Consider the following 12,876-nt stretch of genomic DNA (forward strand, 5'->3'; position numbering starts at 1 on the left):
AACCATCTACCGTAGCTTGGATTTATTACTTTTCTTTCTCAATTCCAAAATTTTCATACCTATTCTTGCGGCTGATTTTGGATCTTTTTCTTTTTCAGCTTGTTTCATCATTCTTTCAAGTTCACGAATTTCATTATCTATATTGGACTCTTTCGAGATTGCAAATAAATAATCCTCTAATTCATCTTGATCAAGAGAATCATTAATTGAAATTAAAGATAACTCAGCAACCAAGTTTTTTAATTCATCATCTGGTAAGCGCTCCATCAGCTTACTCACATTAGGTTCATTACCTTCCTCATAATATGCATATAGGTAAGTAACTAATACTTGATGTTGTTGCATATTGAATTTTGAACCTATTCGCTTCTGAACTGTATCGGATAAAAACTGATCTTGTAACATATGGGCCAAAAGATATCTCTCTGCATTTTGATATGCCAAATATATTTTTCCCTTATCATTACTTTGTTTACCCGAATTCTGGTTGTTCGTAACACGTTTAGCATTTTCATATTGAGGTCGCTTTATTCTTCGACGTTCATCTATCTCTTTTTCTAATGTTTCCCTATATAGTTCAAACGATTCAGCTAGTTCTCTAAGATAAAAGTCTCTTTCTACACCTTGGTCCACTTCTGAAATTAAATCTAATGCTCGCTCAATATAGGTTAAACGCTCATGATCCACCTGTAGATTGTATTGTTTCTTTTCATATTGCAGCATAAATGCTGTATAAGTTTGGGCTTGATCAATTACTTTATTCTTGAACTTTTCAGATCCAAATTGATCAATATAGTCATCTGGGTCTAAATTATCAGGAATAGTCGCTACTAAAACATTCAGCCCCATTTTATGGAGCAATTGCGCAGTTTTGTAACTAGCATTTTGACCAGCTTGATCTCCATCGAAACAAATTTTAACACGATCCACATATCGTTTCAGAAGATTGGCTTGATAACTCGACAAGCTTGTCCCTAAGGTGGCGACAGTGTGATATACACCAGCTTGATGAACTTTAATCACATCTGCATAACCTTCTAAAAGAACTATTTCATTTAACTTCTGGGCATGCTTTCTTGATTGGTGAAAATTGTATAACAGCTTTCCTTTTTGGAAAAGCTTTGATTCAGGGCTGTTTAAATACTTTGGCTCTGTTTCTGAATCAATTCCCCTTCCACCGAAGCCTACAATTTTCCCTTGATGATTATGAATTGGAAACATGATACGACCCTTAAACCGGTCAAAAAAGCTATTCCCATTCCTGGTGCTGATTAAACCCACATCAGCAAGCTCTTGTAAGACAAAACCCTTCTTTTCGAGGAAAGTTGTAAGAAATTGATCTTTAGGTGGAGAATAGCCAAGTTGAAATGTTTCAATAACAGAGGAATCAAATCCTCTATTCGAAAGATACTCGATTGCATTACTTCCATCGCTTGTATTTTTAAGGACATGATGAAATAACTTTGAAGCCCATTGATTAGCTTCTATTGATTGTTGGTCTGCATGAGTAAGGTTACTTTCGGCAGTTTTTACATATTCGGATGGTATTTCAATACCTTGTTCGTCAGCTAACTTTTTAACAGCTGCTACAAAAGAAATCGATTCATATTCCATAATGAATTTAACGGCATTACCGCCTTTTCCGCATCCAAAGCAATGAAATATTTGTTTATCAGGGGCAACAGAAAAAGAAGGAGTGTCTTCCCCATGAAAGGGACACAATCCAAAGTAATTTCTACCTTTTTTCGTTAGCTTTACATGATTGCCTACAACATCGACAATATCATGCTGTGAAACTATTTGATCAATAATTTCATCAGGAATTTTTTGTTGCATACACATCACCATGTCTATAATTTATTCGATAAAAATTAAATAATCCCTGCATTAATCGACAACTTTTTTCGAAAGTTAAAGTTAAACGAAGAGCTAGGCATAAAATAAAAGAATTATATGTTGAATTATGTAACCTTTTGTCTTGTATCACAAAATAAAATTATACCTTAAATCCTCGTAGAATGAAAACAGTTCACACAAATTCTTTATCTTCTATTATTTAATTTCAAGAAAAAATTCCACTATTTACTTAAGTTAGTGCACTATTTTATATACTTATTTACATAAAAAAGAGACTAGGCAATTGCCAAGCCTCAATAGGTTGTTTTAATTTCATCTAAGATCGCATTAGCTGTTTCCTCTACAGCTTTGGTTGATACATCTACTGTGCGGCAGCCAATTTTATCCACAACTTTATTGAAGTAATCTATTTCCTCTTGAATTCTGTTCTCCGTTGCATAATTTGCAGATCCATCTAACCCTAATGATTTTAATCTTTCCGTTCGAATATGATTTAATTTCTCTGCACTTATGCTTAAACCAATACATTTTTCAGGTCTTACTTGAAACAGCTCTTCAGGCGGTTCGACTTCTGGGACCAAGGGCACATTTGCAACTTTTAATTTTTTGTGCGCTAAAAATTGTGATAAAGGTGTTTTCGAAGTTCTAGAAACTCCTAAAAGGACTAGGTCAGCCTTTAAAATCCCTTTAGCATCTCTACCATCATCATACTTAACCGCAAACTCAATCGCTTCTATTCTCTTATAATAATCTTCATCTAGTTTATGAACTAACCCTGGTTGAAGTACAGGAGCTTCACCGATATGGTTTTCCAGCTCTGTTAGTAAAGGACCTAGAAAATCTAATGCTACAACTTCATGTTCATGTGATAACTCACTTATATATTTACGTAACTCAGGCTTCACTAATGTGTATGCAATCATTCCATTCGTTTCTTTAGCCGTTAAAACCGTTTCCTTTATTGTTGCAACATCATCGACGTACGGAATTCTTTGTATTCTTATTTCTGAGTTTTTAAACTGGCTTAATGCAGCCTTTGTCATTAATTCCGCGGTTTCACCTACAGAATCAGAAATAATATAAAATGTACTTGGGCTCACTGTATGACTCCCCCTTTAAACATGATCATTTTTAACTAATTCCACAAATGCTTTCGTCACATTTGTTTTTGTTAACCTACCCACTACTTCAAAAGACTGTTTATCTTGACTTACGACAGGCAAAGCATCGATTTGATTCTCGATTAATTTAATCGCTGCGTCAATCAGAAGATCATCCTTCTCACAGTATTTAATTTTAGGTAATCTTGTCATTATAATATGTACTGGTACGTCAGTTAAATCCTGTTGTCCAATACTTGTTCTTAATAAATCCTTCCTAGAAAGAACACCTACCAAAGATGCTTGTTTATCTACAACAAACAAGGTCCCGACATCTTCTAAAAACATCGTCGTAATTGCATCATAAGCATTTGCTTGGTCATTAACTACCACTGGTACAGAATGATAATTACGTACTTTTAATTTCTTTAAGTTATCTGTTAAAAGTTCCGTGCCTGTTTTACCTGTATAAAAATATCCTACTCTTGGCCTCGCATCTAAAAAACCAGCCATTGTTAAAATAGCTAAATCAGGCCGCAATGTTGCTCGAGTTAAACTCAGTTGCTCTGCTATATTTTCACCTGTAATTGGACCATTACCTTTTACTATTTCAATGATCTGTTCTTGACGGTGAGTTAAATCCATCGTCATTCACCACCTTAATTAGGTCATACTCAACAGTATAATTATATAACATTGTGTGTAAAATGAAAATATAGAATATCCTATTTTGCAATTTAGTTATACTAATTGTTACTCTGATTCAAATAAATGGAGTTGTTTTAGAAACTTTCGTGACTTAATAGGAATACTACCATACCAGTCATAGTAACCTTCCAGTATGTTCCTTATAGCTACTAATGTCTCTTGTTTTAATTGAACATCCCTAATTTGTTTTACACTTAAATCATGCATCATGCGAAGGACGCGGTACGTATTTGCTTCTAAAGGGATTGCAGTTGTATCTTTAAAACGACATTGTTGGCACAATACTCCACCTTCTGCAATGGAAAAAGAGACAATGGGAGAATTATCATGCCCGTTTACACATGATGTGATCATCGGCGATATTCCAGAGACACGATACATTTTTAATTCAAACATACAAGTAATTGCAAGAGCTTCTTGATTATCTGCAATTTTTTCTAAACTCACTTGTAATTCTTCAAAGACCCAACTAATTGGTTCTTTCTCTTCTAGCGACTTCATTAACAATTCACTCATATATGTAGCGTAAGCAGTTTTTACAATATCTTCTCTAATTGCACGCATACTATCTATCGGTTCACCCTGCTGCAATGAACCTAAACCTTTCCCAACGTGCATAATATATTGCCCATAGATAAATGGCTGCGTTACGGCAGCCATTCTACTACGAGACTTCTTTGCACCTTTTGCTACAGCACTCATTAATCCATATTCCTTCGTATACAACGTTACTATTTTATTTGTTTCACCATAATCCCTTGTCCTTAAAACAATACCATGCACTTTTTCAAACATATGCATCCCTTGCTTTCCGTTTAGCTAGAACAATTAATAAAGTTCCTCTTGTTCTGTCTCTTCAACCTCTGGATCTTTTAATTCATCTAGTTGTTTAGCCAATAAATATGCTTCTATGTCACCTGTTTTCTCGAACCATTTCCAAGGTAATTCATTCATAATTTCTCCACCTTTCAGCTAATCAAACTGAAAACCTTTACTTATAGAATTTCCCCTTTAAGTTGAAACATGAATATTAATAATTACCATTTGACTTTTTAAATTAGATAGAGTATAGGCCTAATAATCGTCTTCACGATATCCATAATCTTTTAGATAGTGTGAGCGATTTCTCCAGTCTTTTTGAACTTTTACCCATAATTCTAAAAACACACCGGAACCAAGAAGAAGCTCTATATCTTTTCTTGCTTCTGAACCAATTTGTTTTAACATACTACCTTGCTTTCCAATAATAATGCCTTTTTGAGACTTTCTTTCCACAATTACAGTGGCTTGTATGTCAATCATATCTTTATTTTCTCTTGCTTTTATCGAATCAATCACAACTGCAATAGAGTGTGGGATTTCCTCTCGCGTATGGTGAAGAACTTTTTCCCTGATTAGTTCACTAATGATAAACCTTTCCGGATGATCCGTAACCTGATCTTCAGGATAATATTGCGGACCTTCAGGTAATAAATCTTTCATAACATTCATCAATTGGTCGACATTATTACCTTCTAATGCAGAAATTGGAATTACTTCTGTAAAATCATGCTTTTCTCTATACGTATCAATTAAAGGTAATAACTGGTCAGGGTGAACTTGATCAATTTTATTTAAAACTAATAAAACTGGTTTAGAAATTTGTTGAAGCTTTTCGATAATAAAAGCATCTCCTCTTCCAAAACCTTCATCGGCATTCACCATGAATAATACAATGTCTACTTCGTTTAATGTATCTATAGATGACTTCACCATGAAATCTCCTAAGCGGTGTTTTGGCTTATGAATTCCAGGTGTATCAATAAAAATATACTGAGCTTCTTCAGTTGTTAAAACGCCCTGTATTTTATTCCTAGTCGTTTGAGGTTTATCACTCATAATTGCTATTTTCTGTCCGATAACTCGATTCATAAACGTTGATTTACCTACATTAGGGCGCCCAACGATTGCTATAAATCCAGAGTGGAAATCTTCATTCATTGTATCATTCTCCTACTTTTGTGATTACTGTATATTGTACTATAAAATTGCGTGAAAATAGAGTAAAACACCGTGAATGTCACGGTGTCTTAAAATAATAGATCCATTATTTTAGGTAAAAATATAATAATACCTACTAGGGAGGCAAATGTTGCAGCAATAAGAACAGCAGCTGCACTCATATCTTTTATTCGTTTTGCTGTTTCATGAGTGGACGTAAATAACACATCCGTAATAGTTTCAATCACTGTATTAACTAGTTCTAATGCTAGAACTAAACCAATCGCAATTAGTATAAATAACCATTCTATAGCTGAAAGACCAATCCAAATGCCAGTGAAGATTGTCAAAAATGTAATAATAAAATGTATTCTAATATTGTGCTCATGCTTCAAGGCTGTTGCAATACCTGAAAAGGCATACTTAAAACCTATACGATCACGTCGCATTTCTATTCAAACCATATGCTTCAAGGATTTGGTCTTGTCTATGGAACATAGCGGTTTCCTCTTCTTTTGTTTGATGGTCATACCCGATCAAGTGAAGTAAGCCATGTACAGCAAGAAAACCTAATTCTCTTTCTATCGAGTGCTGATATTCTATAGCCTGTAATTTCGCTTGATCTATAGATATAATAATATCACCTAAAATAAGAGGCAAATCATCGCCTATAATATCTAATTCATCCTCACCAGATTCTTCAAGTGCGAAAGAAATTACATCTGTAGCGTGGTCCTTGCCACGATATTGTTTATTTATTTGTTGAATGTCTTCGTTAGAGACAATCGTTAGTGATAATTCTGCATGGTCTTCGATTTTTTCCTCTTTTGCTGCAAATGATAAAACATTTTGAAGTAGATCTTTGTGTTCTATAGATAGATGATCATACTCGTCCATTAATTCGATTTCCATACATATAACCCCCTTTAGTTTTCATCACCTTCATAAGCGTCGATGATACGTTGTACAAGTGGATGTCTAACAACATCTGTACCAGTAAGATAATTTAGGGAAATGCCCTTAATATTTTTCAATTTCTTTTCGGCAACTTTCAACCCAGAATGAACACCTTTAGGTAAATCAATTTGAGTGATATCACCAGTTACTACCATCTTTGAACCGAAACCTAGTCTTGTTAAAAACATCTTAATTTGTTCTGGAGTAGTATTTTGCGCTTCATCCAAAATCACAAACGCATCATCTAATGTTCTTCCGCGCATATAGGCGAGTGGAGCAATTTCAATTGTGCCACGTTCTAATAATCGGGCGGTATGTTCTGTACCTATAACATCGTGCAATGCGTCATACAACGGACGTAAATATGGATCCACTTTTTCCTTCAAGTCCCCAGGTAAAAAACCAAGACTTTCTCCGGCTTCAACTGCCGGACGCGTAAGGACTAAGCGTTTCACATCACCATTTCTTAAAGCTTTTGCAGCCATGACTACTGCTAAATACGTTTTACCAGTTCCTGCTGGTCCAATTCCAAATACCAGGTCATTGATCTTCATAGAAGAAACATAGTCGCGTTGACCAAGGGTTTTTACACGTATTGGTTTCCCATTCTGATTCTTTGTAATTTCATCTTCAAACAGGGTTTCGAATTGTTCTAGTTTATCTGTTTTACCTAATTCAATTCCATAAATAATATCTCGCTCTGTAATTGAAATACCTTTTTTTATAACATTCATTATTTTGCCTAATAAATCGTGGACTAATTCCACGTCAGAGGGTTTTCCTTCTATTTTAACCTGTCCACCACGAGTAATAATGCTCACAGGAATATACTCTTCTATTTGTTTAATGTGACGATCATTTGTGCCGAATAAATTCAATGTATCCGCATGATCCTCTAAATGTAAATCAATCGTTTGTTTTTTATCTTGCATAAATCAATCTCCTTGATCAATTATTTGTTGTATCGATATATCTTCTAATACTTTGACAAACATTTCTAATCTAACTTTATCATTGTCCTTATGTTCGTGCAAAACTTTTAGCGAATCCACTTTAATCGTCGGGTCTAATTCTCTTTTTAAGTGAGTAGACACTATTTGTTCTAGGTCATTCTTCAGGTCAATTGATAATTCTTGGGCTTCCTCTTCAACTTCAACATACTCAATAATTTGAAGGGGTAAATCCCAATGAAGAAAGCGGATTGGTTTCGCTTCAATCGTTAGCGCATGTGTCTCATTATAGAAAGGGGTAAGGTCAAATCGATTGAAAATATTTAGGCCGTAGTGAAGATTGGAGTCGGATAGTTTATTGTATTGATAATCTGCTAGTGAAATCGTCAAACTTAATTCATACCATACTTCTGCTATTATTTCTCCTTCAGACTTCACCCATACCTCATTCTCTTCATCTAATAAACCACTTACCAACAAATCATTTTCTGATACAACATCATAAATAGAAACTTCTGGTTTACCGTTTGTAACTAACATTTTTTGAATAGTACCATCTTTACCAGCAATTATATTTGTAGGATCTTCTTGACTAATAAGTGGTGGTCTAGATGTTTCTTCTACAGTAATATGAAAAGCTACACCTTGCTTTTCAATCCCTACAAAGGAAACAGTATCAATCTGGTTCATTATTTCTCTTTCCAAAGTAGAAATATCTTCCACCCGCTGGATCCAATTTCCTTGTTCGAGACCGAACTCCTCTACAAGCCCCTTAACTTTATATTGTACTTCTTCACTACCTCCTGCCACAGAAACTTTCCATACCACATTTGAGAAAAACAATATGACTATAATAGAAGATAATATACTTCCTATTATTGCTTTTTGATTTACTTTTAATTTTCTATCATTTACATTTCTTTTAATTTTAATTTTACATTTATAATCTTTTCTCAATTTTCTAATAAAATTTAGATCTTGTTTTCTAATTGTAACTTTAAGTACGTTTTTTTATGTTCTTTAATATCATATAAACTTATGTTGTGCGTATGTAAAGCTTGTATTAATTCTAATGGTTGTCCATCATAAATCATTAGATCTATATAATTATTATATAGCCCTTTTCTCAAATGAATCCCCTCCATCAATCATTAATCCCAATTTATTCTTTCAATTGAACCTTCAATTACAATTTCTTCTTTTAAAAAGTGCTTAATGACTAAATCCTTTCCCAAAACAGTAAGCTTACCATTTTGATGTGCTATGACTACAGATTGGTCCGTAAAAGAAATTAGTCCTTTGTGATTTTCTATATATGCATGTATAGAACCTACCATGGTTATTCTAGGGTAATTTAATATATAGTCGCTCGGTAACTCGCTATATTTTGCAACGATTTCTTTTATTCTTGATTTGAATGTCTTCACGAAAAAGCCTCCCTATACCCCAATATATGAAAAAAGCCATAGGATATATTCATATCCTATGGCTTAAATTCGTATGCTATTTATACTGATTTTTTTTGTTTTGATTTCGGTTTACCTAATATTTCACTCATAACAACACTTTCAACAATTCTTTTTCTATTAATGTTCTTAGCTACAGAGATTCTGGAAACTTTTGGTAAATCCTTTTCGGATAGAGATCCTTGTTTTATTAGATCCGTTCCACCAATTGCCTCAGATTGAATAGAATCCTTTAATTGTTGGCCTTCACTTTCATCAAGGCGTTCTCTTGAATCTTTCATTGCCTCGTACCATTCATTTCCCCCGTGAGTAACAACTTCTTCAGCTTTTTCTTTTGCCTGCCCTTGAATTTCTTCACTACGCTGTTCCATTCTTTCTCGCGTCTGATCATTCCTCACAGGTCCCTGGTCGTCTCGATTTTGCTCCCCACGTTGAAATAAACTAAGTAACCCAACTAATATAGCAACTAAAATAAAAATGTTACCAAAAATTATTTCAATTATACCGCCCATAGCGATCGACTCTCCTTTATAGGGAGTTTAACGTGAATGTTTGTCATCTTCATCATCTTCATGCTTGCTTAACTTACCAATCATTTCACGCATATCTGTGTCAGCTAATACGTTTTTATAGTTAACATAGTCCATTACACCCATGTTACCATTACGCAATGCTTCAGCTAATGCTTTTGGAACTTCAGCTTCAGCTTCTACAACTTTAGCTTGCATTTCTTGTACTTTTGCAATGTTTTCTTGTTCTTGTGCTACAGCCATCGCACGACGTTCCTCTGCTTTAGCCTGTGCAATGTTTTTATCTGCTTCAGCTTGGTCAGTTTGTAAGATCGCACCGATGTTTTTACCGATGTCAATGTCTGCGATATCAATAGACAGGATTTCAAATGCTGTACCAGCGTCTAATCCTTTTGAAAGGACATTTTGAGAAATCATATCCGGATTTTCAAGTACTTTCTTGTGGCTTTGTGAACTACCCATTGTGGATACAATTCCCTCACCAACACGAGCAATAACTGTATCTTCACCAGCACCACCGACAAGTCGGTCAATGTTGGCACGTACTGTAATACGAGCTTTTGCCTTAACTTCAATACCATCCATAGCAACACCAGCGATAAATGGTGTTTCAATTACTTTCGGGTTAACACTCATTTGCACAGCTTCTAGTACGTCACGACCTGCTAAGTCAATTGCAGCCGCACGTTCGAAGCTTAGTTCAATATTCGCACGATGAGCAGCAATTAAAGCATTAACCACTCGGTCGACGTTACCACCAGCTAAGTAGTGACTCTCCAACTGATTCGTTTGAACGGTTAATCCTGCTTTATGTGCTTTGATTAACGGGTTAATAACCATTTTAGGTACAACTCTACGTAAACGCATACCTATAAGTGTGAAAATACTAATCTTAACTCCTGCAGCTAGTGCACTAATCCATAGCATTACAGGCACAAAAGTAAATAGAATAGCAATACCGATAATAAGTAAAGCTACTATTATGAGTGGAAATAAATCAACTAATTCCATTTGTACATTCCTCCTAATATTATATTAATCTATATGTGTAATTTCTCGAACTACAATCCGAGAACCTTCCACCTTGACAATTTTGATCGGTTTATTCCGATCGATGAATGAGCCCTCAGATACTACGTCTAATCGCTCATCATTAAATATTGCAGTTCCAGAAGGCCGTAAATATGTTAATGCGGTACCTTCTTCTCCAACTAGCTCATTTCTATTAACAGTAGTTACATAACCTAATTCCGTAGTTGTTTGATCAGATAAAACTAAATGCCTAAAGATTCCTTTATTTGTATCCAATTTCTTAAATAATATAAACGCGATAATAATCGCCATGATTAATGATATACCAATACTAAGTGCCATATGACCCATATCTGCACCAGATAGTAATATAGCCCCGAGAATAGCACCTCCACCTATAATGCCTAAAATGCCACTCGGTATAAAGAACTCTAAGATAATCAGTACCAGCCCAACCAATAATAATATGAGGGATTCGTAACCTGCAAAACCTGCTATTAAGTGTCCATAAAAGAACAATACTAGCGAGGACGCACCCATTATACCTGCTATACCAAATCCAGGTGAGTACAATTCAACAATTAAACCAATACTCGCAACCGATAGTAAAATAGGAATAACTACTGGGCTAGTTACAAATCTTGCAATGTTCTCAGAAAATGTAGGTGATGTTTCATAAATTTCTGCTTGGTCATATCCTAGTGTTTCGAGTAATGCTTCACGATTCTCACTTATACCCTCTGCATATTCCACTTCTACTGCCTCTTGAGGTGACAAGGTCAAGAAACTGCCCTCTCCAGCCCCATACTCCGGCATATCAATGGAATCATCAGCCATAGCTCTAGCATATAATGGATCACGGTCATTTCTTTCTGCAGCCGCTACCATAGCAGAGATCCAAGCCGATTGAGCTTTCGCATCAGCAGCGCTCCCATCTCCGGTAATCACTCCTGAAGCTCCCATAGTCGACCCAGGACGCATGTATATTTCATCAGCCATCAGTGCAATATATGAACCTGCAGATAATGCCTGACTAGTTACATATGCAGCACTTGGAATTTGAGTAGAAGATAATAAACCAGCGATCTCATTTGCTGAATCCACTCGCCCACCTGGGGTATCAATTTCAAATACAATTAAATCAGCAAAATTTTCCTCAGCTTCTTGTATACTTCGGTCCAAAAATGAAACTAAACCTCTTTCTACCTCTTCTTCAACAGGTATAAAATAAACGATTGTTCCACTTTCTTCATGTTCATCTGCTGACATTTGACCGTAATTTATCCACATAAATGATAATAAGATAATCAGTACACTATAAATTCCTTTTCGCATTGAATCCCCCCCTTAAATTCAAAACAATTTTAACAAACAACATTTTTATCTATTTTTACCTTATAATGTTGTCATCTATGTAAGGAAAAGTAATCTCTATAATACTATCGTACAACAATAGTTTGATTTAAGGAAGTAAGAATCATTTGAAAACAAGAAAATTTTCTTACAAATTCAAAAATACGAAATTAAAAAAATAAGTGTTAAGTACTTCGTTTGACTTCAACATAAAGTTAAACGTTTCCTTAACACTTATTTCATCTTACTTATTGCAATTGCTTTGCAACCATTTGGTTTACGCGAGAGCCATCAGCTTTCCCTTTAATCTTAGGCATAACTGCACTCATCACTTTACCCATATCGGCTTTAGAAGTAGCGCCTACTTCTTGAATTGTTTGATCAACTATTTGTTGTAATTCTTCATCCGACAATTGTGCAGGTAAATAAACTTCTAAAATCTCTATTTCCTGCTCTGTTTTAGTCACTAAATCATCACGATTAGCACTCTTGAACTCTTGGAGGGAGTCATTTCTTTGCTTAACTTCTCGAATAAGAACTTGTAATTCTTCTTCTTCCGTAAGCTCTCCGTCCTTCTTTTTAATCGCTTCATTCTGTAAGGAAGCTTTGATCATACGAATGACAGTAAGCTTTTGTTTTTCTTTATTTCTCATAGCTTGTTTCATATCTTCGTTCAAACGATCAAGCAAAGCCATTAAAAAATACACCCTCTTCGTTACTATTTACGCTTTCTTGCAGCTTCTGATTTTTTCTTACGACGTACGCTAGGTTTCTCATAGTATTCACGTTTACGATACTCATTAAGTGTACCGTTCTTCGAAACCGAACGTTTAAAGCGTCGAAGAGCATCTTCAATAGACTCATTTTTTCTAACGCGAGTTTCGTTTGACATGCTCTACCCTCCCTCCAAATAAAACGCATAAATCAATGTGTGCTAACTCTT

Annotated in this window: 17 protein-coding genes; all 17 read right to left on the reverse strand. The window is 35.0% G+C overall.

Translation table 11 applies throughout. The annotated features are described in order from the left end of the window. Window positions 1-6 precede the first annotated feature (6 nt). The 17 genes from dnaG to rpsU all read right to left on the reverse strand — a co-directional run bounded on the left by dnaG (window position 7) and on the right by rpsU (window position 12,825). Window positions 7-1,836, reverse strand: a complete 1,830-nt coding sequence (gene dnaG / locus G532_RS0103005; protein WP_027963461.1) for a DNA primase — start codon at window positions 1,834-1,836, stop codon at window positions 7-9. Between the two features lie 314 nt (window positions 1,837-2,150). Next, window positions 2,151-2,957 (reverse strand): pyruvate, water dikinase regulatory protein, encoded by an 807-nt coding sequence (locus tag G532_RS0103010; RefSeq protein WP_027963462.1) that lies wholly within the window; start codon window positions 2,955-2,957, stop codon window positions 2,151-2,153. Between the two features lie 15 nt (window positions 2,958-2,972). Beyond that, window positions 2,973-3,602 (reverse strand): transcriptional regulator CcpN, encoded by a 630-nt coding sequence (gene ccpN / locus G532_RS0103015; RefSeq protein ID WP_027963463.1) that lies wholly within the window; start codon window positions 3,600-3,602, stop codon window positions 2,973-2,975. Between the two features lie 108 nt (window positions 3,603-3,710). Beyond that, entirely contained in the window at window positions 3,711-4,460 is a 750-nt protein-coding gene (gene recO / locus G532_RS0103020; RefSeq protein ID WP_027963464.1) for a DNA repair protein RecO, read from the reverse strand. Window positions 4,461-4,493: 33 nt separating this feature from the next. After that, complete coding sequence (locus G532_RS15780) at window positions 4,494-4,619, reverse strand: YqzL family protein (protein ID WP_084500513.1); 126 nt, start codon at window positions 4,617-4,619, stop codon at window positions 4,494-4,496. A 120-nt stretch (window positions 4,620-4,739) separates the two neighbouring features. Continuing rightward, on the reverse strand, window positions 4,740-5,645 hold the full coding sequence (gene era / locus G532_RS0103030) for a GTPase Era (protein WP_027963465.1): 906 nt from the start codon (window positions 5,643-5,645) through the stop codon (window positions 4,740-4,742). Window positions 5,646-5,734: 89 nt separating this feature from the next. Continuing rightward, window positions 5,735-6,094 carry a diacylglycerol kinase family protein gene (locus G532_RS0103035; RefSeq protein ID WP_027963466.1) on the reverse strand — a complete coding sequence of 120 codons (360 nt, stop codon included), beginning with the start codon at window positions 6,092-6,094 and terminating at the stop codon, window positions 5,735-5,737. Further along, window positions 6,084-6,542: an rRNA maturation RNase YbeY gene (gene ybeY, locus G532_RS0103040; protein ID WP_425402118.1), complete on the reverse strand. Its 459-nt coding sequence runs from the start codon at window positions 6,540-6,542 to the stop codon at window positions 6,084-6,086. Before ybeY ends, G532_RS0103035 begins: the two co-directional genes overlap by 11 nt. A 29-nt stretch (window positions 6,543-6,571) precedes the next feature. After that, on the reverse strand, window positions 6,572-7,534 hold the full coding sequence (locus tag G532_RS0103045) for a PhoH family protein (RefSeq protein ID WP_027963468.1): 963 nt from the start codon (window positions 7,532-7,534) through the stop codon (window positions 6,572-6,574). 3 nt (window positions 7,535-7,537) lie between these two features. Beyond that, window positions 7,538-8,509: a sporulation protein YqfD gene (locus G532_RS0103050; protein ID WP_245570107.1), complete on the reverse strand. Its 972-nt coding sequence runs from the start codon at window positions 8,507-8,509 to the stop codon at window positions 7,538-7,540. A 14-nt stretch (window positions 8,510-8,523) separates the two neighbouring features. Further along, complete coding sequence (locus tag G532_RS15970) at window positions 8,524-8,682, reverse strand: hypothetical protein (RefSeq protein ID WP_156882521.1); 159 nt, start codon at window positions 8,680-8,682, stop codon at window positions 8,524-8,526. Between the two features lie 21 nt (window positions 8,683-8,703). Then, on the reverse strand, window positions 8,704-8,979 hold the full coding sequence (gene yqfC / locus G532_RS0103060) for a sporulation protein YqfC (RefSeq protein ID WP_035512463.1): 276 nt from the start codon (window positions 8,977-8,979) through the stop codon (window positions 8,704-8,706). An 80-nt stretch (window positions 8,980-9,059) separates the two neighbouring features. Next, a complete protein-coding gene (locus G532_RS0103065; RefSeq protein ID WP_027963471.1) occupies window positions 9,060-9,530 on the reverse strand; it encodes a hypothetical protein in 471 nt (156 codons plus the stop codon). A 27-nt stretch (window positions 9,531-9,557) separates the two neighbouring features. Next, window positions 9,558-10,559 carry a flotillin-like protein FloA gene (gene floA / locus G532_RS0103070; RefSeq protein ID WP_027963472.1) on the reverse strand — a complete coding sequence of 334 codons (1,002 nt, stop codon included), beginning with the start codon at window positions 10,557-10,559 and terminating at the stop codon, window positions 9,558-9,560. Between the two features lie 24 nt (window positions 10,560-10,583). Next, the gene (locus G532_RS0103075) at window positions 10,584-11,915 is read right to left on the reverse strand and encodes an NfeD family protein (protein ID WP_027963473.1); all 1,332 of its coding nucleotides are present in this window, start codon (window positions 11,913-11,915) and stop codon (window positions 10,584-10,586) included. A 266-nt stretch (window positions 11,916-12,181) separates the two neighbouring features. Beyond that, on the reverse strand, window positions 12,182-12,628 hold the full coding sequence (locus tag G532_RS0103080) for a GatB/YqeY domain-containing protein (RefSeq protein ID WP_027963474.1): 447 nt from the start codon (window positions 12,626-12,628) through the stop codon (window positions 12,182-12,184). A gap of 23 nt (window positions 12,629-12,651) precedes the next feature. Beyond that, window positions 12,652-12,825, reverse strand: coding sequence for a 30S ribosomal protein S21 (gene rpsU, locus G532_RS0103085; RefSeq protein ID WP_027963475.1), 174 nt, complete (start codon window positions 12,823-12,825; stop codon window positions 12,652-12,654). Window positions 12,826-12,876: the final 51 nt, after the last annotated feature.

The organism is Halalkalibacillus halophilus DSM 18494 (genome assembly GCF_000423105.1).
GTDB lineage: Bacteria > Bacillota > Bacilli > Bacillales > Alkalibacillaceae > Halalkalibacillus > Halalkalibacillus halophilus.